The 26,031-nt window shown below is 65.0% G+C and carries 19 protein-coding genes and 1 tRNA gene; 6 read left to right on the top strand and 14 right to left on the bottom strand.

Features of this window, described 5'->3' with window-relative positions; translation table 11 throughout:
- Positions 1–4 precede the first annotated feature (4 nt).
- From pknB to O4220_RS01840, 7 genes are all read right to left on the bottom strand, one after another.
- Positions 5–1,942: a Stk1 family PASTA domain-containing Ser/Thr kinase gene (gene pknB / locus O4220_RS01870; RefSeq protein ID WP_269601850.1), complete on the bottom strand. Its 1,938-nt coding sequence runs from the start codon at positions 1,940–1,942 to the stop codon at positions 5–7.
- The gene (locus tag O4220_RS01865) at positions 1,939–3,315 is read right to left on the bottom strand and encodes a serine/threonine-protein kinase (protein ID WP_032378771.1); all 1,377 of its coding nucleotides are present in this window, start codon (positions 3,313–3,315) and stop codon (positions 1,939–1,941) included. Before O4220_RS01865 ends, pknB begins: the two co-directional genes overlap by 4 nt.
- Positions 3,316–3,321: 6 nt before the next feature.
- Positions 3,322–4,806 (bottom strand): peptidoglycan D,D-transpeptidase FtsI family protein, encoded by a 1,485-nt coding sequence (locus tag O4220_RS01860; protein ID WP_269601848.1) that lies wholly within the window; start codon positions 4,804–4,806, stop codon positions 3,322–3,324.
- A complete protein-coding gene (locus tag O4220_RS01855; RefSeq protein WP_269601847.1) occupies positions 4,803–6,260 on the bottom strand; it encodes an FtsW/RodA/SpoVE family cell cycle protein in 1,458 nt (485 codons plus the stop codon). Before O4220_RS01855 ends, O4220_RS01860 begins: the two co-directional genes overlap by 4 nt.
- A complete protein-coding gene (locus tag O4220_RS01850) occupies positions 6,257–7,699 on the bottom strand; it encodes a PP2C family protein-serine/threonine phosphatase (RefSeq protein ID WP_269601846.1) in 1,443 nt (480 codons plus the stop codon). The genes O4220_RS01855 and O4220_RS01850 overlap by 4 nt, the downstream gene beginning before the upstream one ends.
- Positions 7,696–8,160 (bottom strand): FHA domain-containing protein FhaB/FipA, encoded by a 465-nt coding sequence (locus O4220_RS01845; protein WP_269601845.1) that lies wholly within the window; start codon positions 8,158–8,160, stop codon positions 7,696–7,698. Before O4220_RS01845 ends, O4220_RS01850 begins: the two co-directional genes overlap by 4 nt.
- Before the next feature lie 170 nt (positions 8,161–8,330).
- Positions 8,331–9,794, bottom strand: a complete 1,464-nt coding sequence (locus tag O4220_RS01840; protein ID WP_269601844.1) for an FhaA domain-containing protein — start codon at positions 9,792–9,794, stop codon at positions 8,331–8,333.
- Between the two features lie 207 nt (positions 9,795–10,001).
- On the opposite strand from O4220_RS01840, the gene O4220_RS01835 reads away from it, so the two are divergent.
- The 4 genes from O4220_RS01835 (at position 10,002) to O4220_RS01820 (ending at position 17,653) form a co-directional block, all read left to right on the top strand.
- Positions 10,002–10,087 (top strand) — tRNA-Leu (locus tag O4220_RS01835).
- A gap of 412 nt (positions 10,088–10,499) precedes the next feature.
- Positions 10,500–15,089 carry a glutamate synthase large subunit gene (gene gltB, locus O4220_RS01830; RefSeq protein ID WP_269601843.1) on the top strand — a complete coding sequence of 1,530 codons (4,590 nt, stop codon included), beginning with the start codon at positions 10,500–10,502 and terminating at the stop codon, positions 15,087–15,089.
- Positions 15,082–16,533: a glutamate synthase subunit beta gene (locus O4220_RS01825; protein WP_037195349.1), complete on the top strand. Its 1,452-nt coding sequence runs from the start codon at positions 15,082–15,084 to the stop codon at positions 16,531–16,533. The genes gltB and O4220_RS01825 overlap by 8 nt, the downstream gene beginning before the upstream one ends.
- A 217-nt stretch (positions 16,534–16,750) precedes the next feature.
- The gene (locus O4220_RS01820; RefSeq protein WP_269601842.1) at positions 16,751–17,653 is read left to right on the top strand and encodes a cutinase family protein; all 903 of its coding nucleotides are present in this window, start codon (positions 16,751–16,753) and stop codon (positions 17,651–17,653) included.
- On the opposite strand, the gene O4220_RS01815 is transcribed toward O4220_RS01820, so the two are convergent.
- Entirely contained in the window at positions 17,632–19,158 is a 1,527-nt protein-coding gene (locus tag O4220_RS01815; protein WP_269601841.1) for an MFS transporter, read from the bottom strand. The two genes, O4220_RS01820 and O4220_RS01815, sit on opposite strands and share 22 nt — an antisense overlap.
- 98 nt (positions 19,159–19,256) lie before the next feature.
- Between O4220_RS01815 and O4220_RS01810 the strand changes: the two genes are divergently transcribed.
- On the top strand, positions 19,257–19,553 hold the full coding sequence (locus O4220_RS01810) for a putative quinol monooxygenase (protein WP_269601840.1): 297 nt from the start codon (positions 19,257–19,259) through the stop codon (positions 19,551–19,553).
- Here the strand turns inward: O4220_RS01810 and O4220_RS01805 are convergent.
- The 3 genes from O4220_RS01805 to O4220_RS01795 all read right to left on the bottom strand — a co-directional run bounded on the left by O4220_RS01805 (position 19,488) and on the right by O4220_RS01795 (position 22,614).
- Positions 19,488–20,996, bottom strand: coding sequence for a phage infection protein (locus tag O4220_RS01805; RefSeq protein WP_269601839.1), 1,509 nt, complete (start codon positions 20,994–20,996; stop codon positions 19,488–19,490). The two genes, O4220_RS01810 and O4220_RS01805, sit on opposite strands and share 66 nt — an antisense overlap.
- Before the next feature lie 87 nt (positions 20,997–21,083).
- Complete coding sequence (locus O4220_RS01800) at positions 21,084–21,698, bottom strand: histidine phosphatase family protein (RefSeq protein WP_269601838.1); 615 nt, start codon at positions 21,696–21,698, stop codon at positions 21,084–21,086.
- 4 nt (positions 21,699–21,702) lie between these two features.
- Positions 21,703–22,614 (bottom strand): LysR family transcriptional regulator, encoded by a 912-nt coding sequence (locus tag O4220_RS01795; protein ID WP_269601837.1) that lies wholly within the window; start codon positions 22,612–22,614, stop codon positions 21,703–21,705.
- Between the two features lie 82 nt (positions 22,615–22,696).
- On the opposite strand from O4220_RS01795, the gene O4220_RS01790 reads away from it, so the two are divergent.
- Positions 22,697–23,923, top strand: coding sequence for an MFS transporter (locus O4220_RS01790; protein WP_269601836.1), 1,227 nt, complete (start codon positions 22,697–22,699; stop codon positions 23,921–23,923).
- Here O4220_RS01790 and O4220_RS01785 read toward each other — a convergent pair.
- The 3 genes from O4220_RS01785 to O4220_RS01775 form a co-directional block, all read right to left on the bottom strand.
- On the bottom strand, positions 23,912–24,373 hold the full coding sequence (locus O4220_RS01785) for a DUF4190 domain-containing protein (protein ID WP_269601835.1): 462 nt from the start codon (positions 24,371–24,373) through the stop codon (positions 23,912–23,914). The two genes, O4220_RS01790 and O4220_RS01785, sit on opposite strands and share 12 nt — an antisense overlap.
- Positions 24,374–24,423: 50 nt before the next feature.
- Positions 24,424–24,681, bottom strand: a complete 258-nt coding sequence (locus tag O4220_RS01780; RefSeq protein ID WP_420030308.1) for a hypothetical protein — start codon at positions 24,679–24,681, stop codon at positions 24,424–24,426.
- 304 nt (positions 24,682–24,985) lie between these two features.
- Positions 24,986–25,990, bottom strand: a complete 1,005-nt coding sequence (locus O4220_RS01775) for a beta-ketoacyl-ACP synthase III (RefSeq protein ID WP_032378786.1) — start codon at positions 25,988–25,990, stop codon at positions 24,986–24,988.
- Between the last annotated feature and the right edge of the window lie 41 nt (positions 25,991–26,031).

The raw sequence follows: 26,031 nt of genomic DNA, 5'->3' as shown, positions 1-26,031 counted from the left end.
CCGACTAGCCGGTGGGGATTCCCAGCGCACCGATGCTCACGGTGATCGTGTCGGTCTTGCTGATCTCCGAGCCGGCAGGCTGAGTCTGGTTGACGACTCGCCCGACCATCAGTGGGTCCAGCGTTGCCTGCCTCGACGCCGACAGGTTCGACGCCGTTCCGGTCCATCCTGCCGTTTCCAGTGCCGTCAGGGCCTGTGCCTCGGTGAGGCCGGACAGGTCCGGCATCGGGATCTTGTCTCCGTTGGAAACCCGCAGCGTGACGATGGTGTTCTCGGCGACGTTGGTGCCGCCTGCGGGATCGGTCGAGACGACCTGACCCACCGGCTGCGAGGAGTCGATATTCTGAACCTGCACGCGCAGGCCGGCACCTTCGACGTTCGGTTGCGCAACCTCCACGAGTTGGCCGACGACGTTGGGCATGCGTACCTGTGCCGGTCCGGAGCCCAGGGTGATGCGTACCTGCGAGTTGGCGTTCATGCTCACGCCCGACGACGGATTCTGCTCGACGACCTTGTCGAGGTTCTCCGGCGTCGACGGCGCGCGGGCGATGGTGGGATCGAGTTCGAGTCCCACCTCGTTCAATGCGTCGGACGCCTGCTGTTGCGTTCGGCCGGTCAGTCGCGGAACCTGCACTTGCTGAGGTCCGGAGGACACGTCGAGCGAGATGGCTCCGGGTGATTCGGTCTGCGAACCGGCTGCCGGATTGGTACCGATCGCAGAGCCTTCCGGCACCGATGCATCGGGCTTCTCCTGGACGGTGACGCGGAGTCCGACGTCTTCGAGCTGGCGTTGGGCCTCGTCCGCGGCCAGTCCGACGACGGTCGGCACCGTGACGGTCTTGGGGTCCGCACCGGGTCCGAGCGACCACAGGAAGGCACCGACGATCGCGACGACGACCACGGCCGCGAGCGAGGCGAGCGCGATCTTCAGCCCACGTCGGCTCCGGGGCTCGTCGTCGTGGCCGGCGTGCCGCGAGGGGCGAGATGCTTCGGCGACCGCGGCGGGCTTGTCCCGACCGGAGAAGTCGGCCTGACGGGAGTCGACCGACCCCAGAATGGTGGTGCGGTCCTCGTCGTTCATGACCATCGGCGCGCTCGGCCGTTGACCGCCGAGAACGCGAACCAAATCGGTACGCATCTCGGCAGCGCTCTGGTAGCGGTTGGCAGGGTTCTTGGCCATCGCTTTGAGAATGATCGAGTCGAGCTCGCGCGGCACTGTGTCGTTGACGAGGGACGGAAGCTGGGGATCCTCGCGCACGTGCTGGTAGGCGACGGCGACCGGTGAGTCTCCCTTGAACGGTGGTTCACCGGTCAAGATCTCGAAGAGCACACAGCCGAGCGAGTAGACGTCCGATCGAGCGTCGACCTGTTCGCCGCGAGCCTGTTCGGGTGAGAGGTACTGCGCAGTTCCGATCACGGCGGCGGTCTGAGTCATCGGCGACGAGGAATCGGCGATGGCGCGCGCGATGCCGAAGTCCATCACCTTCACAGCGCCGGCATTGTTGATCATGATGTTCGCGGGCTTGACGTCGCGGTGCACGATGCCGTTGCGGTGACTGAAATCGAGCGCGGCACAGACGTCGGCGATGACCTCCATGGCCCGGCGCGGCGGCATGGGTCCTTCGGCGCGGACGATGTCGCGCAGGGTGTCGCCGTCGACGTATTCCATGACGATGAACGGGAGCGGACCGGCTTCGGTCTCGGCTTCACCGGTGTCGTACACGGCGACGATGGCGGGGTGATTCAAGGCAGCAGCGTTCTGGGCCTCGCGTCGAAACCTCAGATAGAACGTGGGGTCGCGGGCGAGATCCGCGCGCAGGACCTTGATGGCGACGTCGCGGTCGAGTCGGGTGTCGCGAGCCAGATGAACCTCGGACATACCGCCGAAACCGAGTATCTCGCCCAGCTCGTAGCGAGAGGAGAGCGTACGGGGAGTCGTCATCGTTGTCCTTGTGGCTCTTGCTGAAACGGATTCTCGAATAGCGGCCGGGGGGTAGTGGTCGTCGTCTGCGTCGGCTCCTCCGACGTCGTGGTGGGGCTCGTCGTCGTGGTGGTGGGTTCGGTGGTCGTGGTGGTGGTTGTTGTGGTGGTTTCTTCGGTAGTCGTTTCTTCGGTGGTGGTCGTCGTGGGCTCGGTGGTTGTTCGAGTGGTCGTGACCGGCTGCGTGGTGGTGGTCGGCGGCACGAACGGTGTCTGCGTGTCGTCCCTGCCACCGGTCAGCAGAACGTAACCGCCGATGAGGATGGCGAGGAGCAGCAGGGCACCACCACCCCAGGCGAGTGCCTTCTGCGCCGAGGACATTCCGGTGGGCTCGGGCACAGCCGCGGCAGCCGTTCCGGTGGCGGGTCCGCGGTACTCGCGTTGGGACGTAGGCATCATCTGGGTGCTCGACGGCGGAGGCGGCTGCGGACTCGGCACGACGCCGGGCATCATCACCCGGCCGGTGCCCGAACCGCGGGAGTTTCCGGGTGCAGGAGGTCGGCGACCCGCACGGACCGCGGCGACCGCGTCGGCGAATTCGCCGCCGTTGGCATAGCGCGTGGCCGGGTCCTTGACCATCGTGATCTCGATGAGTTCGCGAACGGCAGGGGGCAGGTCGACCGGCATCGGCGCAGGCTGTTCGCGGACGTGCTTCATCGCGACGGTGAGGGCACCGTCTCCGACGAAAGGCCTCGTGCCTGCGAGCACTTCGTATCCGACGACGCCGAGCGAGTAGACGTCGGAGGCCGAGGTGGCCTCCTCGCCGAGTGCCTGCTCGGGGGCGATGTACTGCGCGGTGCCCATGACCATTCCGGTCTTGGTCACCGGGGACGCGTCGACGGCCTTGGCGATGCCGAAGTCGGTGATCTTGACCTGCCCCGTGGGGGTGATCAGGATGTTGCCGGGCTTGACGTCACGGTGCACGACCCCGGCGGTGTGTGCGATCTGCAGGGCGCGGCCGGTCTGCTCGAGCATGTCGAGGGCATGGCCGAGTGGCAGTCTGGACATGCGGCCCAGCACTGCGTTGAGCGGCTCACCGTTGACCAGTTCCATCACGAGGTACGCCAGCGATTCGCCTGCGCCGTCACGGGTCTCGCCGTAGTCGTAGACGCCGGCAATTCCTGGGTAGTTGAGCTGCGCCGTGGTGCGAGCCTCGAACCTGAAGCGCTGCAAGAATTCCGGGTCCTCGGAGAACTCGGCCTTGAGTACCTTGACCGCTACTCGGCGATCGAGACGATTGTCCATCGCCTCCCACACCTGCCCCATACCGCCGGTGGCGATGAGGCGCAGCAGTCGATAGCGCTGGGCGATTACGGCTCCGTTGCTCAATGGCACCTTATGTCACCTCCCCTGCAATGCGGCTGCGATGACGGCCCGCCCGATGGGTGCGGCCACGGACCCACCGGTTGCGGCCAAGGCTCGGTCTCCGCCGTCCTCGACGATGACTGCGATGGCGACCTTGGGATCCTTCGCGGGCGCGAATCCGATGTACCAGGCATGAGGTGGGGTGTTGCGTGGATCGGAACCATGTTCTGCGGTACCGGTTTTCGAGGCGATCTGGACTCCGGGGATCTTTCCGTCGCCACTGGTGTTGTTCTCGGAGCCGATCATCAGATCGGTCAGGGTCGCAGCGGTATCGGAGCTGATGGCCTCTCCCATGGACTTCGGCTGGTAGCTCGACAGGTCGGACAAGTCGGGAGATTGCAACTGTTGCACCAGGTTCGGTGCCATCCGCACGCCGCCGTTGGCGACCGTGGCGGCGATGACTGCGTCTTGCAAGGGGGTCAGCGCAACGTCGCGTTGGCCGATGCTGGACTGGCCGAGAGCCGCGTCGTCGTCGATCGGGCCGATGGTGCTGTCGGCCACGGGGAGCGGAATCGAGGTGTCCTCGCCGATCCCGAAAGCGGACGCGGCGTCGCGCATCTTGTCCACTCCGGTGTCGATGCCGAGCTCGACGAAGGCGGTGTTGCACGACCGTGCGAACGCTTCGCGCAGGCTTGCGGTCTGGCCGCCGCCGCACGTCGAACCGTTGTAGTTCTCGAGTGTCGTAGAGGTTCCCGGCAACGTGATGTTCGACGCGGCCGTGAGCTGGGTATCAGGCGTCGCACCCGACTCGAGTGCGGCGGCAGTGGTGATCACCTTGAAGGTGGAGCCGGGCGGGTACGTCTGTGAGATCGCACGGTTCACCATCGGCTTGTTCGGGTCGTTGCTCAGGTTCTCCCACGCTGTGGTCGTCGTGCTGCCGTCGTGGCTGGCCAGCAGGTTGGGGTCGTAGCTGGGGGTGCTGGCCATGGCAAGCACGTTGCCGGTTGCGGGATCGAGTGCGACCACCGAACCGGTGTAACCCTTGGCCGTGAGCTGGTCGTACGCGACCTGCTGGACGACGGGGTCGATGGTGGTGACGACGTTGCCTCCGCGCGGATCTCGGCCGGAGATGAGGTCGAACAAACGCCCACCGAAGAGGCGGTCGTCGGATCCGTTGAGTACGGGGTCCTCGGCCCGTTCCAGGCCGTTGCTCGAGTACAACATCGAGTAGTAGCCGGTGATGGGAGCATTGGCCTGTGGGCTGGCCGGAGAGATCGAGTTCTGCGGGTAGGTACGCAGGTACTTGTAGCGGTCGTCGGTGGCGACCGAGGATGCGAGAACCTGGCCACCCGCCGAGATCTGACCGCGCTGGCGTGAGTACTCGTCGAGCAACACACGTGAGTTGCGCGGGTCGGTTCGCAAATCGTCGGCCTTGATGACCTGGAGGTAGGTGGCATTGGCGAGCAACGCGACGACCATGACCATCACAGCGATGGACACGCGGCGTAGAGGAGTGTTCATGGGCGCTTCACCATCTCGGTCGGCGCGTCCGCGATGGGTGCTGCAGGAGCGGGCTTCTTCTTGGGGGTTGCCGGCTCACGGGCCGCATCGGAGATCTTGATCAGCAATGCGAGAAGCAGGTAGTTGGCGAGAAGCGAAGATCCTCCGTAGGACAGATACGGCGTGGTGAGGCCGGTGAGCGGAATGAGCTTGGTGACGCCGCCGACGACGACGAACAGTTGGATGGCAATCGTGAACGACAAGCCGGCAGCCAGCAGTTTGCCGAAGCTGTCCCGGACGGCCAGCGCGGTGCGCAGGCCGCGAATGATGAACAGTAGGTACAGGATCAGCACTGCCGTCAGGCCGATGAGGCCGAGCTCTTCGCCGACGGTCGCGATGATGAAGTCCGTCTTGGCGAACGGCACCTGGGACGGGCGACCGCTTCCGAGGCCGGTGCCCGCCAATCCACCCGTGGCGAAGCTGAACATCGACTGGACGATCTGATATCCGGTGTCGTTGTAGTCGTCGAACGGGTGCAGCCAGGTGTCGGTTCGGATCTTGACGTGGCCGAATACCTGATACGCGAACAGGAATCCGACGATCAGCAGGCCGAACCCGATGATCAACCAGCCGACTCGCTCGGTCGCGATATAGATCATCACCAGCACGGTTCCGAAGATCAGCAGCGACGTGCCGAGGTCCTTCTCGAACACCAGCACCGCGACCGAAACGATCCAGACGACCAGGATCGGACCCAGATCGCGGGCTCGCGGGAAGTCCATACCCAGTACGTGCTTGCCCGCGACGGTGAACAACTCGCGCTTGGCGACCAGCAGCGAAGCGAAGAAGATGAGCAGCAGAATTTTCGCGAACTCACCGGGCTGAATACTGAAGCCGGGCAGCCGGATCCAGATCTTCGACCCGTTGACCTCAGAGAATGCGGACGGCAGCATCGCTGGGATCGCGAGAAGAATCAGGCCGGCGAGACCGACGGTGTAGCCGTAGCGGGCCAGGGTTCGGTAGTCCCGCAGCAGCACCAGCAACGCCACGAAACCGGCGATCGCCAATGTCGTCCACAGCACCTGCTGGTTGGCATCGGGTGAGGGGATCGGATTACCGAGATACTGCGCCTGCTGCTGATCGGCGAGGTCGAGTCGGTGAATGAGCACCAGCCCGAGGCCGTTGAGAAGTGCCACGATCGGGAGCAGGAGCGGATCGGCGTGAGGCGCGAAGCGTCGTACGGCCAAGTGCGCCACCGTCATCAGCGCGAGATACGCGAGCGCGTACTTCGCCAGATCCCAGGTGATGGTCTGTTCCTGGCTGGCCTCGACCAACACCAACGAGATCGTGGTGATCAGGACCGCGGCCCCGAGCAGAAGCAACTCGACTCCGCGCCGGTTCGATTGGATCGGTGCAGGAGCGAACCCCCCGGGCGGACTCGGAAAGGACCCTCCGGCGGAGGTGGGGGAACTCATCGAGTACCGGTCCTGCAGTTCTGGCCGGGAACCTGCGGCACCGTCGGTGTCGGCACCGCGGTGGTCGTCGGCGCCACCTCGGGGATGGGCTCCACGGTCGGCGGCAACGGGACCCCGGGTGGCGGGATGATCGTTGTCGTGGGGGTCGGTTCGGGGGTGGTGGTGACGGCGGGTTCGGTCTCGCACACCGGAAGCAGGTCGCCCGACGCCAGGCGTTGGACCTGGCCACGCGCGTCGTCGAGGGACCCCGACGGCAGTCCGGCCGTGACCTGCTCGCGTGCGGCAGGCAGAAGGTCGTCGACCTCGAAAGGAACGCAGTCCGCGGGCGCGGCATCGGGGGCTGTCAGTGTGACGGCTCCGTCGCCGTCGAGGCAGCCGGTCAGTTCCACGCTCTGCAGCGAGTAGCCCAGCACCGAGCCGGGAAGGCCCCGCAGCACCGTGACCTTGCTGTTGTCGGCGCCGACGTAGTAGTTGCCTCTGATGATCGAATTGGCAACGACCGCGCCGATTGCGGCGAGCACCACCAGGGTGAGGGCGATCAGCGTCCAGCGCAGCTTGTGCGACTTCTTCTCGGGGGTGACCACCGGGGTGGTGACGCGCTTGGGCGTCGAGCGAGGCGGTCGCATCGCCGCGGCGCGTCCTGCTGCGGTGTTGGGAGGAGGAGCGTCCTCCTCGTCCTCGGTGCTGGCGGCGCCACCGAGGATGGGATGACTCTGTCCGTAGTCGAGGTCGATCACATCGGCAACGACGACCGTCACGTTGTCCGGTCCACCGCTGCGCAGTGCGAGTTCGATGAGACGATCGGCGCAGGGACCGGTTTCGCCCTCGTTCATGGTGTTCTCGATGGTCTCGTCGCTGACGACATCGGACAGGCCGTCGGAGCACAGCAGGTATCGGTCGCCTGCGCGGACCTCTCGGACGGTCAGCGTCGGCTCGATCTCGTTACCGGTGAGGGCGCGCATGATCAGCGATCGCTGCGGGTGCGTGTGCGCCTGCTCGGCGGTGATGCGGCCCTCGTCGACGAGTGATTGGACGAAGGTGTCGTCGCGGGTGATCTGGGTGAGCGATCCGTCGCGCAGCATGTACGCACGTGAGTCACCGATGTGGACGAGCCCGATTCGTTTGCCCGCGAACAGGATTGCTGTCAACGTGGTGCCCATGCCGTCGAGCTCGGGCTCGTCCTCGACCTGATCGGCGATCGACGCGTTGCCTTCACGGGTGGCTGCCTCGAGCTTGCCCAGCAAATCTTCGCCGGGCTCGTCGTCGTCGAGGTGGGCCAACGCGGCGATCATCAACTGCGAGGCCACTTCACCGGCGGCGTGACCGCCCATACCGTCTGCCAGTGCCAACAGCCGAGCCCCGGCGTACACGGAGTCCTCGTTGTTCGAGCGGACCAGACCGCGGTCGCTGCGGGCGGCGTAGCGGAGAACGAGGGTCACGGGCGCAACTCGATCACGGTCTTGCCGACACGAACCGGGGTTCCCAGGGGTACTCGCACTGCGGTGGTGACCTTGGCGCGGTCGAGGTAGGTGCCGTTGGTCGAGCCGAGGTCCTCGACGTACCAATCTCCGCCACGAGGTGAGAGGCGGGCATGGCGCGTGGACGAATAGTCGTCTGTCAGAACGAGAGTCGAATCGTCCGCGCGTCCGATGAGGACGGGCTGAGTACCGAGCGAGATGCGCGTTCCGGCGAGACCGCCCTGGGTCACCACGAGGTACTTGGCCACCTTCTGCTTGTTGAACGACGGAAGAACTTTGGAGGCTCCGGTGTAGCGCGCTGGTACTCGCATGCCTGCAGCCGCGTAGATGTCACTGCGCAGGGTGCGAAGGACGGCCCAGACGAAGAACCACAGCAGAAGCAGGAAGCCCGCCCTGGTCAGTTGCAGAATCAATCCCTGCACGACGATTCACCTCCTCCTTCGCGATCGGACCTGCTGCCCACACGCCTGAACGTTGCGGCGCGGCAGACATGGTTGTCTCGCAGCATCATAGGGTGAAGCCGCTCGGGTGGACGACATTCGGGTCGACGAGCACGAGAGTCGACCATCGCTCGTGCCCGGTAGCCCTTGTGTCAGACGATCCGGACCAGAATCTCGGAATGCCCGGCCCTGATGACGTCGCCGTCGGCCAGCTGCCAGTCCTGAACCGGAGCGCCGTTGACGGTGGTGCCGTTGGTCGAGCCGAGGTCGGAGAGCATGGCCACGCGGCCGTCCCAGCGAATCTCGATGTGCCGCCGCGAGACACCGGTATCGGGCAGCCGGAACTGAGCGTCCTGGCCGCGGCCGATGATGTTCTGACCGTCACGGAGCTGGAAGTAACGACCGCTGCCGTCTTCGAGCTGCAGTGTGGCTGCGAGCGACTGAGCCTGACCGGCATACGCGGCGGGCTGGTCGTAGCCGTATCCGTCATTACGATCGCCCGCGCCTTGCGGGTAGCCGCGACCGTAGGCAGCCGGGGCAGGTGGGTAGTCGTATGCCGGCTGCTGGTAGCCGGGCTGCTGGTACCCGGCGGCCTGTGGTTCGGCGTACTGCCCTGCCGGGTCGCTGTAGGCCTGCTCCTGGTACGGAGACTCGGAGTAGGCACCGCCGTCGGCTCCGTTGTACTGGTAGCCCTGGGCGTCGTAGCCCTGCGCGTTGTATCCCTGGGCGTCGTAGCCTTGCGCGTTGTATCCCTGGGCGTCGTACCCCTGGTCCTGGCCGTTGGTATTGCCGTAGGCGTGCGGGTCGTAGCCCTGATCCTGGCCGCCTGCCGCGCTGTACGCCTGACCCTGTTCGGCGTACGGCTGCTCGTCGTAGCCCTGACCGTTGTACGGCTGCTGGTCGTAGCGCGGATCGTAATCGGCTGGCGCGTAGGCCTGGGCGTCGTATCCGTTCTGCTCACGCGCGGCGTAGCGAGGATCTTGGCCACCGGCGTAACCGTTGCGAGCGCGCGGATCGGGACGATGACCGTCCGCGGGGTCGCGCTGCGGGTCGTAGCCTGGGTTCTGCGTCATGTGGCCGGCTCCTGGTATCGACATCGGTGGGGCAGACGGTCGCTGCGTAGCTGAAGGGACGGGACTGGGTGCCGGCTTGGCCGAAACGTTCTGCTGGGCCGACACGTTCTGCTTGGCCGACGCGCCTTGCTGCGCAGACGGGTTCCGCGCAGCAGTCGCCGATCGTCCCACATCGGGGTCGACCGAGCCACTGGCCCGGAACTGACCGGTGTGCAGAGTGGGCGACGGCTCGAAGCGAACCACCACGTCACCGTAGGTCTGCCACCCCTGATCGCGGATGTAATCGTCGAGGTGACGGGAAAATGCCTTGACCGTGAGTTCTCGATCGCCTGCGAGTTCGTCGTGGTCCGAGCTGTTGATGGTGATCACGTAGCTGTTGGGTGCCAGGTAATGGCCGCCGTCGAGGGGCCGAACCAGATCCGACGCTTCCTGTTGGAGCGCCGCTTCCACCTCGGCCGGTACGACGCCACCGCCGAACACGCGGGCGAAGACGTCGCCGACAGCGCCCTGGAGTTTGCGCTCGAAACGCTGAACGATGCCCATCGTGACCCCTCCTCTCACTGTGTTCTTCCACCGTGTGGTGCCTGCGGGTGCGCAGTGTGCGACAGCCGCGTGTCATCACGAGGTCGCGCTTCAAGCATGATATACGGTGCGGCCGACGCAGACCGCGTGCCGCTGTTCGCTCCGGATGCCGCGAGGCCGCGATTTTCGAGCGCGGCAGGGTGCGTGTTAGTGTTCTCGCCGTCACCCGGGCGGGTGGCGGAATGGCAGACGCGCTGGCTTCAGGTGCCAGTGTCCTTAGGGACGTGGGGGTTCAAGTCCCCCTCCGCCCACCAGACTGGCCGCAGCTGATTCGATCGCTGCGGCCAGTTTTTTCGATGCGGTCACAGTCCGATCGTCTTACACGCGTGTACTTTTCGGCCGTTGCGGCCCAGCCGTCGAAAGATGGGGTCGATACGTCGACGAATGTAAGGAAATTCGCAGGTGAAAGCCCACAATAGGCTTACCTTATTTGCAGAGGTACCCAGGTGCTGACTTATCGTTCGTAGTTGGATCGGCCTCACCACGGCCGGATCCGTCGAGACCCTCACTTTTCTATCACGTGCCTACCCGCCCGTGCAGAGGAAAGCGTCGACGATCGACAGGTGCTGCTTCAACGGCGAGGACGCACCGCAGGCCGTTCGAGCAGCCGGTTACACCACACCGTCGCCGACGAGTTTCAAGGCTGGACTTATCCGAAGGCTAGGTATGAAGCACACTCCGGGCCCGCAAGGCCTCTACGATCCCGTCAACGAGCACGACTCCTGTGGTGTCGCGTTCGTGGTGGACATGCACGGTCGCCGCAGTCGTGACATCGTCGAGAAGGCGATCACCGCACTGGTCAACCTCGAGCATCGCGGTGCCGCCGGCTCCGAACCGAATACCGGTGACGGTGCAGGCATTCTCATCCAGGTTCCGGACGCGTTCTTCCGAGCCGTCGTAGATTTCGAGCTCCCCGCTCCCGGTGCCTACGCAACCGGTGTCGCGTTCCTTCCGCAGGGCCGCAGCGACGCGGCACGCGCCTGCGAGGGTGTCGAGCGCATCGTCGAGAGCGAGGGCCTGACGGTTCTCGGTTGGCGTGAGGTTCCCACCGACGACTCGTCCCTCGGCGCGCTGGCTCGCGACGCGATGCCGACGTTCCGTCAGCTGTTCCTCGCCGCCCCGGATGCATCGGTCACCGATCTCGATCTGGAACGTCGCGCCTTCGTCATTCGCAAGCGCGTCGAGCACGAGTTGGGCGAAGAGGGCGCGGGCAAGGACGGCCCCGGCCGCGAGACCGTGTACTTCCCGTCGCTGTCCTCGCAGACCTTCGTCTACAAGGGCATGCTCACAACGCCTCAGCTCAAGGGCTTCTACCTCGACCTGCAGGACGAGCGCGTGGAAAGTGCGCTCGGCCTTGTGCATTCGCGCTTCTCCACCAACACGTTCCCGTCGTGGCCGCTGGCGCATCCGTTCCGGCGCGTTGCGCACAACGGCGAGATCAACACCGCCACCGGCAACGAGAACTGGATGCGCGCCCGCGAGGCGCTCATCACCTCCGACGTGTTCGGCGGCTCCGAGGCGCTCGAGAAGATCTTCCCCGTGGTCACCCACGGAGCAAGCGACACAGCACGTTTCGACGAGGTGCTCGAGCTGCTGCATCTCGGTGGCCGAAGCCTGCCGCACGCCGTGCTCATGATGATTCCCGAGGCGTGGGAGCGGCACGAGTCCATGGACCCCGCGCGCCGGGCGTTCTACAAGTACCACTCGTCGCTGATGGAGCCCTGGGACGGACCTGCGTCGGTGTGCTTCACCGACGGCACCGTCATCGGAGCGGTCCTCGACCGCAACGGCCTGCGCCCGAGCCGGCTGTGGGTCACCGACGACGGCTTGGTCGTCATGGCGTCCGAGGTCGGCGTTCTCGACATCGACCCGTCCAAGGTCGTCCGCAAGGTTCGGTTGCAGCCGGGCCGGATGTTCCTGGTGGACACCGCACAGGGCCGCATCGTCTCCGACGACGAGATCAAGGACGAGCTCGCCGCCGAGCATCCGTACCAGCAGTGGCTCGACGAGGGTCTGACCTCGATCGACGATCTGCCCGAGCGCCCGCACGTGCACATGCCGCACGATCGCGTTCTCATCCGTCAGCAGATCTTCGGGTACACCACCGAGGAACTGAACGTGCTGGTCTCGCCGATGGCGAAGTCCGGTGCCGAGGCCATCGGGTCCATGGGTACCGATACCCCGATTGCCGTGCTGTCGGCCCGCCCGCGGATGTTGTTCGACTACTTCTCGCAGCTTTTCGCGCAGGTCACCAACCCGCCGCTCGACGCGATCCGCGAGGAGATCGTCACCAGCCTCGGCGGCACGATCGGCCCCGAGGGCGATCTGCTCAACCCGAACGCCGAGAGCTGCAAGCAGATCGTGCTGCCGCAGCCGATCCTGCACAACGACGATCTCGCCAAGCTCGTGCACATCAACGACGAGGGCACGCAGGAAGAACTTCGTTCGGTGGTCGTGCGCGGCCTCTACCCGGTTGCCGAGGGTGGCGAAGGTCTCCGAAAGTCGTTGGAGGCCATCCGAGCTCAGGTCTCCGCTGCCATCTCGGGCGGCGCACGGATCATCGTGCTCTCGGACCGCGAGTCGAGCGAGAAGCTCGCTCCGATTCCGTCGCTGCTGCTGACCTCCGCTGTGCACCATCACCTGGTTCGTGAGAAGACCCGTACCAAGGTCGGTTTGATCATCGAGTCCGGTGACGCCCGCGAGGTCCATCACATGGCTCTGCTCATCGGTTTCGGTGCGGCAGCGGTCAATCCGTACATGGCGTTCGAGTCGATCGAGGACATGATCGAGCGCGGCGCCCTCACAGACATCGAGTTCGACAAGGCCGTCGGCAACTACATCAAGGCCGCAGGCAAGGGTGTGCTGAAGGTGATGTCCAAGATGGGCATCTCGACTCTCGCGTCGTACACCGGAGCCCAGCTGTTCCAGGTCATCGGCCTCTCGCAGGAACTGGTCGACGAGTACTTCACCGGGCTCAACAGCCACCTCGGCGGCATCGATCTCGATCAGGTGGCCGACGACGTCGCAGCGCGACATGCGGTCGCGTACCTCGACAACCGTCAGGAGCGCGCGCACCGCGAGCTCGAGACGGGCGGCGAGTACCAGTGGCGCCGCGAGGGGGAGTACCACCTCTTCAACCCCGACACCGTGTTCAAGCTGCAGCACTCCACCCGCACCGGTCAGTACGACGTCTTCAAGGAATACACGAAGATGGTCGACGACCAATCCGAGCGGCTCGCGTCGCTGCGCGGCCTGTTCCGCTTCAAGACCGAAGAGCGACAGGCAATTTCGATCGACGAAGTCGAGCCGGCGAGCGAGATCGTCAAGCGTTTCTCCACGGGTGCGATGAGCTACGGCTCCATCTCGGCCGAGGCGCACGAGACTCTCGCCATCGCGATGAACCGGCTCGGTGGACGCTCGAACTCCGGTGAGGGCGGCGAGGACGTCTCGCGGTTCACCCCCGACGAGAACGGGGACTGGCGACGGTCGGCCGTCAAGCAGGTCGCGTCGGGCCGCTTCGGTGTCACCTCGCACTACCTGACCAACTGCACCGACATCCAGATCAAGATGGCGCAGGGAGCCAAGCCCGGTGAAGGCGGCCAGCTTCCGGCGCACAAGGTGTACCCGTGGGTCGCCGAGGTCCGGCATTCGACGCCGGGTGTCGGTCTGATCTCGCCGCCGCCGCACCACGACATCTACTCGATCGAGGATCTCGCGCAGCTGATTCACGATCTGAAGAACGCCAACCCAGAGGCCCGCATCCACGTGAAGCTGGTCTCCGAGGTCGGCGTCGGTACGGTCGCGGCCGGTGTGTCCAAGGCCCACGCCGACGTGGTGCTCATCTCGGGCCACGACGGCGGCACCGGCGCAACGCCGCTGACGTCGGTCAAGCACGCAGGTGGACCGTGGGAGCTCGGCCTGGCCGAGACCCAGCAGACGTTGCTGCTCAACGGTCTTCGTGACCGCATCGTCGTGCAGGTCGACGGCCAGCTCAAGACCGGCCGCGACGTGATGGTCGCCGCGCTGCTCGGCGGTGAGGAGTTCGGTTTCGCCACCGCTCCGCTCGTCGTTTCGGGCTGCATCATGATGCGCGTCTGCCATCTCGATACCTGCCCGGTCGGCGTTGCTACGCAGAACCCGTTGCTGCGCAAGCGTTTCGCGGGTAAGCCCGAGTTCGTCGAGAACTTCTTCATGTTCATCGCCGAGGAGGTTCGCGAGCTCATGGCCGAGCTCGGGTTCCGCACGCTCGACGAGGCCGTCGGTCAGGTCGGTCTGCTCGACACCACTGCTGCCAAGGAGCACTGGAAGGCGTCGAAGCTGGATCTGTCGCCGATCCTCGAAGAGGTCGAATCGGCCTTCATGAACCAGAACCTCTACAACACCGGGGTTCAGGATCACGGCCTCGACAAGGCTCTGGATCAGCAGCTCATCGCGGCCAGCCGCAACGCATTGGACAAGGGCGAGAAGGTCGTCTTCGAATCCAAGATCACCAACGTCAACCGCACCGTCGGAACGATGCTCGGGCACGAGGTCACCAAGGCGTACGGCGGCGTCGGGCTCCCGGACGACACCATCGACATCACGTTCACCGGTTCGGCCGGCAACAGTTTCGGTGCGTTCGTCCCGTCGGGAATGACGCTCCGGTTGCAGGGTGATGCCAACGACTTCGTCGGCAAGGGACTGTCCGGTGGGCATCTCGTGCTGCGTCCGTCGTTGAGTGCACCCAAGGGATTCGTCGCCGAGGACAACATCATCGGCGGCAACGTCTTCCTGTTCGGTGCCACCAGCGGCGAGGCTCTCATCCGAGGTGTGGTCGGCGAGCGTTTCGCCGTACGTAACTCGGGCGCGGAGGCCGTCGTCGAAGGCGTCGGCGATCACGGGTGCGAGTACATGACCGGCGGCAAGGTGGTCATCCTCGGCGCGACAGGCCGTAACTTCGGTGCAGGCATGTCCGGCGGCGTCGCGTTCATCTTCGATCCGAACAAGACGTTCGAGGCCAACCTCAACACCGAGTTGGTCGACATCGACGAGCTGGAGGGCGACGAATTCACCTGGTTGAAGGACATCGTCACCCGTCACCAGGAGCAGACCGGCTCCGAGGTGGCCGAGCGGATCCTCGCGGACTGGTCACAGCAGGTGAACCATTTCGTGAAGGTCATGCCTCGCGACTACAAGAAGGTACTGCTGGCCATCTCCGAAGCCGAGAAGAACGGCGCGGACGTGGACGAAGCGATCATGGAGGCAGCTCGTGGGTGACCCACAGGGATTTTTGAAGAACACCGTTCGTGAGGTACCCAAGCGGCGGCCGGTCGATCTGCGTCTGATGGACTGGAAAGAGGTCTACGAGGACTTCTCGAAGGACACTCTGCGTACCCAGGCCAGCCGATGCATGGATTGTGGTATTCCGTTCTGCCACAACGGTTGTCCTCTCGGGAATCTGATTCCCGAGTGGAACGACCTGGTGTTCAAGGATCGCTGGCGCGACAGCATCGATCGCCTGCACGCCACCAACAACTTTCCGGAATTCACCGGACGGCTGTGCCCGGCTCCGTGCGAGGCGTCGTGTGTCCTGGGCATCAACCAGGATCCGGTGACGATCAAGCAGGTCGAGGTCGAGATCATCGACAAGGCTTTCGAAGAAGGCTGGGTCACGCCGGTTTACCCGACGCACCTGACCGGTAGGACCGTCGCCGTCGTCGGCTCCGGACCCGCGGGACTTGCTGCAGCGCAGCAGCTCACCCGCGCCGGCCACACCGTCACGGTGTTCGAGCGTGCCGATCGTATCGGCGGACTGCTGCGCTACGGCATCCCCGAGTTCAAGATGGAGAAGCGCCACATCGATCGACGGCTGGCACAGATGGAAGCCGAGGGCACCGTCTTCCGCACCGGTGTCGATGTGGGCGTGGATATCTCGGCCGACGAACTGCGCGAGCAGTTCGACGCGGTCGTGCTGTCCGGCGGTGCCACCGCATGGCGCGACCTGCCCATCGAGGGCCGCGAGCTCGACGGCATCTACCAGGCCATGGAGTTCCTGCCGCACGCCAATCGCGTCCAGCAGGGCGACTTCGCTGCGCCGCCCGTCAGCGCCGAGGGCAAGAAGGTCGTCATCATCGGCGGCGGCGACACCGGTGCCGACTGCCTCGGCACCTCGCACCGTCAGGGCGCGGAGAGCGTGCACCAGTTCGAGATCATGGCCCGGCCGCCGGAGGAGCGGGCAACGTCCACCCCGTGGCCGACGTATCCGCTGATGTACCGCGTCGCGTCGGCACACGAGGAGGGCGGCGAACGCGTCTTCTCCGTCAACACCGAGCGTTTCGTCGGAGAAGACGGCAAGGTCACCGCGCTCGAAGCCTGTGAGGTCGAGTTCAAGGCCGGCAAGTTCGAGAAGGTCGAGGGCAGCGAGTTCACCCTCGAAGCCGATCTGGTGCTGCTCGCCATGGGATTCGTCGGACCCGACAAGGGCGGTCTGCTGACCGACCTGGGCGTCGATTTCAACCAGCGCGGAAACGTGGAGCGCACCAACGAGTGGGTCACCAACGTGCCCGGTGTCTTCGTTGCCGGAGACATGGGCCGCGGCCAGTCGCTCATCGTGTGGGCCATTGCCGAGGGCCGCTCCTGCGCGGCCGCCGTCGACACCTTCCTGCAGGGAGCAACGGCATTGCCGTCGCCGATCGTGCCCACCCAGGCGCCGCAGCGGTAATTTGCACTCGCGGTGGTTTTGCCGGCGCCCCCTTTGGGATCAATGTCCCTTTGTTGCAGTCAGACCGACTGAAACTCGCATTGATCCCAAGGGCGGGTGTCGAACCGTGTGACGGACGGTTACGTCCGTTAACCATGTAGGCATCTGATGGTCACAGGCCCCTGGCATTGTCGGGATCGAACAACGAAGCGTTCGATCACCAGTGAGGCCCCCTCCCATGAGTGTCAAGAAGATCTGCGCCGGTATCGGCGTCGCTGCAGCTGTTGCGTCCGGTCTCGTCGTCGGAGCGTCGCCCGCCGCCGCTGATCCGGGCGCTTGCCCGTCGATGTACGTCGTGGCCATTCCGGGAACCTGGGAGACCAGCTCGGGTGCCGCACCGAAGCCGGGGATGCTCACCGACGTCACCGATCGTCTCGGCGACGACATTCGCACAGACTACGTCTCGTATCCAGCCACCGCGTTCCCGTGGGAGGGCGAGGTATACGGGCAGTCGCGCGCAGCTGCGGTCACCAATGCGGGTGGGATGCTGAAGGCGATGGCAGACCGTTGTGGTGCAACGAAACTCGGCATCATCGGATACAGCCAGGGAGCCGACGCGGCCGGTGATCTCGCCGCGGCGATCGGCACCGGCGTCGGCGTCGTGCCTGCGGACAAGGTGGTGGTGGTGGGTCTGATCTCGGACCCGAAGCGTTCCGACACCGACGCTCTGGTGGGTCCCGCCGTGGTGGGCACCGGAGTCGGTGGACCTCGCGTCGGCGGATTCGGTTACGTCAGCCCTGTGGTGCGGACGTTCTGCGCCGTCGGCGATCTGTACTGCTCGACGCCGAAGGACGACTACGTGGCGCGTCTGGCCGGCTTCCTCGCTGTCTCCTCCAACCCCGCGCCCGATGTGGCCGATCAGTACGCGCAGGAAGCGCAGTCGTTGATCGCGGACTTGGCGGCGGCCGGTGGCCTTCCGGTTCTGCAGGGGCAGCTCACCGATCAGGCGAACGAGCAGCGCCGCCGCGAGATCGAAGCCTTCTATCGCTCGGGGATCCACCAGGAATACCAGAGCTACGACGTCGAGAACGGCCAGTCCGCCACGCGTTGGTTGGCGCGCTATCTCTCCGACGCGGTCTGACGACGGAGCAGCACGAAGACAGCCACGGCACTGACGGCCATCAGACCAGCGCTCCAGCCGGCCGCCAAATTGAACCCGTCGATGAACGACGAGTTGGCGACTGCGGTCAGTTGCGAGGCGAACGGTTCCGGCAGGTAGTCGGCGACGGCGATGGCACCGCCGATGGTTTCTCTGGCGGGGTCGGCGATCTCGGCGGGCGTGCCGACCGGGATGACGTCGTCCATGCGGTGGCGGTAGACGGTGCTGCCGATCGTACCGAGGATCGCGATGCCGACGGCCCCGCCCAGTTCGGCTCCGGTTTCCGACAATGCCGATGCGGCACCGGCCTTCTCGGGTGCGGCGGCGGTGAGGACGATGTCCGAATTGAGGGTCGACGCCGCTCCGATTCCGAATGTCAACAGCGCCATCCCGGTGAGCAGTAACGGCAGGCCGGAGTCGGCTGCAACAAAGACCATTGCCGCGCAACCGAAGGCAATGAACAGCAGGCCCCCGGCGATGATGGTGCCGGTCCTGATCACCTTGCTCAGTGTCGGCGCAAGGACGGCACCGGCCGCCGCCGCGAAGGCCGGTATGAGCAGCCACAGCCCGGCTTCGAGCGGTCCGAGGCCTACGACGAGTTGCAGGTACTGCGAGGCGAACAGGCTGAACCCGGTCATGGCGAAGATGACGAGGAACTGCACCACAACCGCTGCGCTGAAGGCCCGTTCGGCGAAGAGCGTCACGTCGATGAGCGGATTTGCGGCCTTGCGCTGCCGGATGACGAACACCGTGCCCAGCGCCAGCCCGAGCACGGCCGTGGTGATCGTTGCCGCATCGATCCCCTCCTGCGCGCCGTGCTTGATTGCATAGACGATCGAGAGCATCGAGGAGATCGCGAGTACGACGCTGATCGGATCGAATTTCCCAGGGTCGGAATCCTTGAACTCGGGCACCAGCAGCGGTGCCGCGACGAACAGCACCACCATTATCGGAATGTTGATCAGGAACACCGAACCCCACCAGAAATGTTCCAGCAGAACACCTCCGATGACGGGGCCTACTGCGGCTCCGCCGGCGAACCCTGCGGTCCACAGTCCGATTGCTTCCTTGCGCTGAGCGGGGTCGTGAAACATGTTGCGTATCAACGACAGTGTGCTCGGCGCGATGGTCGCTCCGCCGATCCCCAACAGGGCGCGTGCGACGAGAAGCATCTCGGGGGACGTGGAGAACGTCGCGGCGAGTGACGCCGCACCGAACACGACTGCACCGATCATCAGGAGGGTGCGCCTGCCGATGCGGTCACCGAGAGAGCCCATGGTGATGAGCAGGCCGGCGAGGAGAAATCCGTAGATGTCGAGAATCCACAGCGTCTGATTGCTGGTGGGTTCGAGATCGGCCGTCATGAACGGCAGAGCCAGATAGAGCACCGACATGTCCATCGACACGACGAGAATGGGGACCACCAGGACTGCGAGGCCGAGCCAATCCTTCTTCGTGGCGCGTTGCTCGGTGGTCCTGTGGCTCACTGTGACTTCCCTTTCCGTACGAACACCTCAGCTTAGGGGTGTCGGGAGTACGTTCGGTGAGGAAAGTAGGACTCGCCGAAAGAAGGAAACATCACCTCATGAGCAACGATCTGCAGGTTGTCGCGACGATCATCGCCAAGCCGGACGCTATCGACGCCGTGCGCAACGGCCTGTCGGCTCTGGTGGCCGAAACCCGTAAGGAAGAGGGCAACATCTCGTACGAGCTGTTCGAGTCGGCGGTCGAGCCGGGCACCTTCGTCACAATCGAGTTGTGGAAGTCGCAGGAGGACCTGGACGGTCACATGCAGACGCCACATCTGCAGCAGGCACTAAGCGAGTTCGGTGCCCATCTCGCGGCCCCGCCCGCCATCCACCCGCTCCGGCCCGTCGGCTGAGTCACCCCGCGCACTCACAAAGACGAGCGCCGAGACAGCCAGCAGAGCAACCGTCGCACCGATCGCGAGCCATCCGGTCCCGCTCATCTCGCCCGACGCGATGATGCGGGCACCGGCGGCGGTGTAGCTCATCGGCATGAATGCGGCGAGGTCGCCCCAGATCGGTGCCGTCGATGCGTACGCAAAGCCGCAGACGACGACCTGCACCGCGAGGGTGACAACGTTGACGATCTGACCCACCACAGCACCGAGTACGCGTTGAATTGCGCCCGCTGCGGCGAGATATGCCGCGGCGGAGACGATCAGGAAAACGCCCGCTCCGATCACCGGTCCGATGGCGGCGTCGGTGGCGAAGGCGAACGCGAATGCGGCGCTGACGCCCACCGCGGCAACGGCCGCTCCGACGGCGAGCCAGCGCGGCTCGGTATCCCTGCCCAGGACCCGCACGAGGCTGACGCAGCCGAGAGCTCCGAGGGCCACCAGGGCGGCGATGAGGTACGGGGTGGCACCGGTGCCGGTGCTCGTCGACGTGGCGGCGACGTTCTGATCGGAGGTGGCGTCGTCGGTGGCGGCTGCGCCTCCCTGCGGAAGTGCCGCGGAGGCGTCACGCACGTTGGTGGCAATGCCGTTGACGATTCCCTCGACCGGTTTGACCGACGTCACGAGCTGATCGGTGCCGGCCTTGAGCTGCTGGCCGCCGTCGTCGAGTTGGCCGAGTCCGTCACGCAACTGCACCGTCGCGTCGCCGAGCTGCGCGGTAGCACCGAGGAACTGACTGTTCGGGTCGTTGAGTTCGGTCGACAGCTGCTGAGCACCACCCTTGAGGGTCTGCAGCTGAGCGAGCGTATCTGGACCGAAGGCCTGCGTGTTCAGGGTGTCGATGACGCCCCTGATTTCACCGGAGATGGCGTCGGATCCCGGGTGTGGAAAGCGATCGACCTGGTCCGCGGTGGCGGCGAGCTTTGCGGTGAAGTCGGCCTGCAGGGCTCCGAATCCGGCGAGCTGGTCGACCACCTGGTCGACGCCGCCGCTGATCTGCGATGCGCCGTCACCGAGCTGGCCGATGCCGTCGCGGTACTGCCCGAACCCGTCGGCGAGCTGGATGGTTCCGTCGTGAGCCTGGGTGATGCCGTCGGCGAGCTGCCCGACGCCGTCGTTGAGCTGCGTTCCGCCGGCGGTCAGCTGTCCGATGCCGCTGGAGAGGAAAGTGATGGGGAGCGAGGCGCTGTTGAGGCTGCTCCTGGCCTTGGAGAGGGGGTCGGCCGTCTGCTGTTCCGCTGCCGGGCCCTGTTCGCTGTCGGCGACGACGGTGGTCGTGGCGGTAGCGGGCTCGCCGCCGAGGTCGTAGCCGGTGCCGAGTGCGAAAGCACCGACTGCCACCAGTGGAAACGCCAGTGCGGTGAGAGCAACGGCAGGACTTCGGAAGATACGCAGTTCACCCATGATGAGTTCGAGGCTAACTGCCGCTGACGGCGTTCCGAACCGACGCGTGCTCGCAGATGCCGTGTTCGATGGTTCTGACCTGGGATTTTAAGAGGTCTCTGTGGATTGCCGATTGCGGGGTAGCAGGTCCCATACGTGCTCGGTTTCGTTCACCGAGGAGACCGATCGCGCGCCGCTCCGGGAGAACAGAATGCGCGTCACCGAGCAGTAGTCGATCGGAAAGCCCAGGACTTTCGGGGTCTGCAGAATGTCCTGCAGCAGGATGTTGATGACGCCGCCGTGGGCGACGAGTGCGACGGTGTCGTTGTGCTTGCTCGCCGACACGATGTCGGCCACTCCGGCCAGCACGCGCTGACGAAACGCGTGCTCGTCGACCTGTTCGGGAAGGTGCCCGGCCTTGATGCGATCGAAGGCCTCGCGGAATTCGGTCTTGGCTGCCTCGATCGGGACGTAGCCGCCGAAATCGCGATCGTATTCGGTCACGCGCTCGTCGGGTTCGACCGTCAGACCGAGCCGATCGGCCAACGGCTGTGCCGTCTGGACGGCGCGGAGCTGGGAACTCGCGACGACTCGAGAAATCGGGAACCGAGCCACGGCATCCGGCACCCGCCGGGCTTGTTCGACGCCGAGCTCGGCGAGAGCAGGATCGGCCGAGGTCTCCGAACGCTGCGGCAGCGCATGCCGCACCAGAACCAGTTGCATCGACTCACCTAATCACGAGTGTTCGACCGCTGCGTTGCACCATCGACCGAAAGCTGGCCACCTGGCGCGGAAGGTCGGTGGTGGGATTCCACACCATGCCGATGCGCCTGCGTGCCGCGGGTTGGGTGAGGCCGATGTCGACGGTTCCGCCCTCACTGCTGTGCGCACGGATCCGCGGCAGGATGGCTATCCCGAGACCGGCACCGACCAGTCCGCGCACAGTGTGGGTGTCCTGGCCCTCGAATGCGATGCGCGGGCTGAAGCCGGCGTCGGCCCACAACTCGTCGCAGATCGAGCGCATTCCGAAGCCGTGGCGCATCGCGATGTAGTTCTCGTCGGCGGTGTCGGCGAGATCGACGGTTCTTCTCGATGCAAAGCGGTGATCGGAGGGCACGACAAGCATCAGCCGCTCGTCGTAGAGCTGGAACGAGTTGGCGTCGGTGTGCTCGGCGCTGAGGGATACGAACGCCAGGTCCGATACCCCATCGGCGAGTCGTTCGAGGCAGCGTGCGCGTGCGCCCTGGTCCAGATCGAACGTGACGGCTGGGTGGTCGACGCGGAACTGACGGATCAGTGCGGGCACGACGTCCTCGCCCAGAGTGTTCTGGAACGCCACGGCGATGCGGCCCCTGGCTCGGGCGTCGTGCTCGGTCATCGCGTCGATGCCGGCGTCGAGGTCGCTCAACGCTCGCTGGAGATACGGGATCAACACGCGTCCGGCGCTGGTGAGCACGATGCCGCGGCCGCGTCGTTCCACGATGTCGACGCCGAGGATTGCCGACGCGCGAGCGACCTGGCGGCTGACGGTGGGTTGTGGAACGCCGAGAACGTGGGCGGCGTCGGTGATGTGCTCGGTGTCGGCTACCGCGACGAGCGTCGGTAGCAGGGGCAACAGCTCGATCGTTTCGCGCCGCATTGTCGAAGCATAGCTCTGCCGTATCGGTTGGACGCGTCTCATGCATTGGACGAATGTAGTGAGCACTTCTAACGTGATCGGTATGACTACGACGCGTACCGACGTCCTCGAATGGGAGGGACACCCCAGGGGATCGCGCGAGTACCGACGGTTGGTGCTGGCATTGCTGTTCGCCGGAGTCGCGACCTTCGCTCAGCTGTATTCGGTGCAGGGAATTCTGCCGTTGATCGCGGCGAACCTCGACATCACGCCCTCGCAGTCGTCGCTGGCCGTCGGTCTCGCGACGGTCGGGGTGGCAGTGTCGGTGATTCCCTGGTCCGTGGCCGCCGATCGCGTCGGCCGAGTACGGGCGATGACGGCCTCGATCCTCGTTGCGACGACGCTGGGTCTGCTGGTTCCGCTGTCGCCCTCGCTCGAGGTGTTGCTGCTCGTTCGATTCTTCGAAGGTGCTGCATTGGGCGGACTTCCGGCGATTGCGATCGCGTACCTCAGTGAGGAAGTGCATCGCAGTCACACCGCACTGGCCGCCGCCACCTATGTTTCGGGAACGACACTGGGCGGATTGCTGGGCCGCATCGTCGCCGGACCCGTTGCGGAATACACCAACTGGCGCATCGGCACGCTGACCGTCTCGTTGATCGCTGCGCTGGCCGCCGCGTTGTTCGTGTCGCTGGCCCCGAAACCGCGAACGACACTGGCACACAGCGAAATCCGCGACCTGCCGGGTCGGCTGTGGGTGAACCTGCGCGAGCCGGGAATGTTGGCGCTGTACGGCCAGGGCTTCCTGTTGATGGGCGGGTTCGTCGCGATCTACAATTTCCTCGGATTCCGTCTCGAGGCCGTGCCTTTCGGGCTACCGCAATCGCTCATCAGCCTGATCTTCGTGGCGTATCTGAGCGGTACCGTCTCCTCGCGAGTGGGCGGAAAGCTGGCGACGAAGCACGGACGATCAGCAGTTCTCGCCGGAGCCACCGCGACGATGATCGTCGGAGTGGCGTTGACGATGGCATCGAACCTTGCCGTGATCCTGATCGGCCTGGTGATCCTGACCATGGGCTTCTTCGCCGCCCATGCCATCGCGTCGGGATGGACCGGGCAACGCGCAGTGCACGGACGGGCTCAGGCGACCTCGCTGTACAACCTCTTCTACTACGGTGGATCGTCCATCGTCGGCTGGCTCGGCGGCGTGGTCTTCCAGTCCCTGGGATGGAACGCGTTGGCGCTGTTCGTCATTGCGTTGGCCGTCGTTGCAGGAATCTGGGCTGCGTGCCTGGGCGGTCGGCTGGCGCGGCCGGTCTCAGTAGGTTGACGTATTCGCGGCAGCGACGGCAAAAATGATGATCGCTCCGACGACGATGACGAACAGCGCGATCGATACATACCCGACTACCAGGCCTGCCGTAGCGAACCCGGATCCGCCCTCGCCGGTGCGCTTGATCTGACCACGCGACAGGTGGCCGCAAACCACAGCGCACACCGACGCAATCAGCGGCAGAAACGTCAGACCCAGAATCGCCAGCACGAGCGAGACGATCGCCAGCGTATTGGTGGGTGCGGGCGTCTGATATCCCCCTCCGGCATACGGTGCATTCCCGTACTGCGGATTGGGGTACGGCGCGTTTTGGTACTGGGGATTTTGGTATTGAGGATTTTGGTATTGAGGGTTCTGGTACGGCGGGTACTGCTGCTGGCCCGGGTACGGCTGATCCTTGTTGGATGCGTCGAACGGATCGCTGCCCTCGCCCTGCGGATTCACCATTGCGGGAGTTTGACACTTCGACACCGTCGCCGCAAGCGCGCACGCAGTGTCTACGTCCCGAGTTTGCCCCAGCCCACATACGCGTCGACGGTCACGTAACCGGTCACCCGAGGCTGATCCCGAACCGGATACGGGTTCCCGGTGTAATGCGTCGAAATGCGATCGATATCCACCAGATTCGGGTCGTCCTGCAACTCGATCGAGCCGTGCACCGTCACGTGTGTGTACCAACTGGCCTCGTCCAACACCGAAATCGAGACCTTCGGATTTGCCTTGATGTGCTCGAGACGCGTCGAAATTGAGCACAATCTTTCCGTCCTCCCACAAATACCAGGTGGGTGCGGTGATCGGCGTTCCATCGGCACGAACCACAGCCATGACAGCGGGATTCGGCTTCTTCAACAATTCCACAGCAGCATCGGGCAACGGGGGCTTCGGCATACAGCAACCATACGACTCGACCCCCGCTCCGGTCCTGCTTCCGCCCACACCGCCCCCGAAGTCCACTCGATGTGCCATTGACTGCCGAAAAGGCCACTGAATGTCACATCGAGTGCACTGGGGATCCGGGCGCGGTCGGGAATCGGGTGAAGTCGAGGGTGAAGACGTCGACTACAGGTTGGGGAGTTTGACTACCTGTCCGGCGTAGGAGAGTCCCGCACCGAAAGCGAGCAGAAGTGCGGTATCTCCGGCTTTTGCTTTGCCGGTGCGCAGGAGTTCTTCCATGGCCAGGGGGATCGAGGCTGCCGAGGTGTTGCCGGTTTCGGCGATGTCGTTGGCGACCGGGGTGCCGTCGGCGAGGTTCAGGCTCTTGGCCAGCAGTTCGGTGATGCGGCTGTTGGCCTGGTGGGGGATGAAGGCATGCAGTTCGTCGGTTTTGATGCCGGCGACGTCCAGGACCCGCTGCGCGGCTTTGCCCATCTCGAATGCGGCCCAGCGGAAGACGGAGATGCCGTTCATCCTGATCCAGGGTCGCTCGAGGCCTTCCTCGGTGATGTAGTCGTACCAGTCGGTTGTCTGGACGATGGCGTCGGACTGTGAGCCGTCCGAGCCCCAGACGGCGGGCCCGATCTCGGTTTCATCGCTCTGTCCGACCACCACGGCACCGGCGCCGTCGGCGAATATGAATCGCGTGGTGCGGTCGTAGGGGTCGGTGGTGACGCTGAGCTGTTCTGCACCGATGACGAGGACGTACTTGGAGGTTCCGGCCTTGACCAGGTCCGATGCGACGGCGAGGGAGTAGCAGAATCCTGCGCAGCCGGCGCAGATGTCGAATGCGGCGGGCCCCTTGGTGCCGAGTCCGTGCGCTACTTTCGCAGCTGCCTGGGGGGTCAGTTCGAGATGCGTCGAGGTGGCGACGATGACGGTGTCGACTTGGTCGGCCGTGATTCCGCTGGCCTCGAGGGCCTTGCGGCCTGCCGCGATGGACATCTCCACGACGTTTTCCTTGGGATCGGCGAAGCGCCGGTTCTTGATTCCCGAGCGCGTCTGGATCCACTCGTCGCTCGAGTCGATGAATTCGCAGATCTCGTCGTTGGTCACGACTCGCTCGGGGCGGTGAACGCCTAGTCCGAGTAGTTTCGACTGTCGTCCCTGCGTCGTGCTGATCGCACCCATCTTCAATTTCCTCTCGTGCTACCGCGCCATCGCCGAGCTTC

Origin of the sequence: Rhodococcus ruber (assembly GCF_027270735.1) — a bacterium.
Taxonomy (GTDB): Bacteria; Actinomycetota; Actinomycetes; order Mycobacteriales; family Mycobacteriaceae; genus Rhodococcoides; species Rhodococcoides rubrum_A.
The sequence above is the reverse complement of the archived record's forward strand: the minus strand, read 5'-3'. Positions and strand labels throughout refer to the sequence as shown.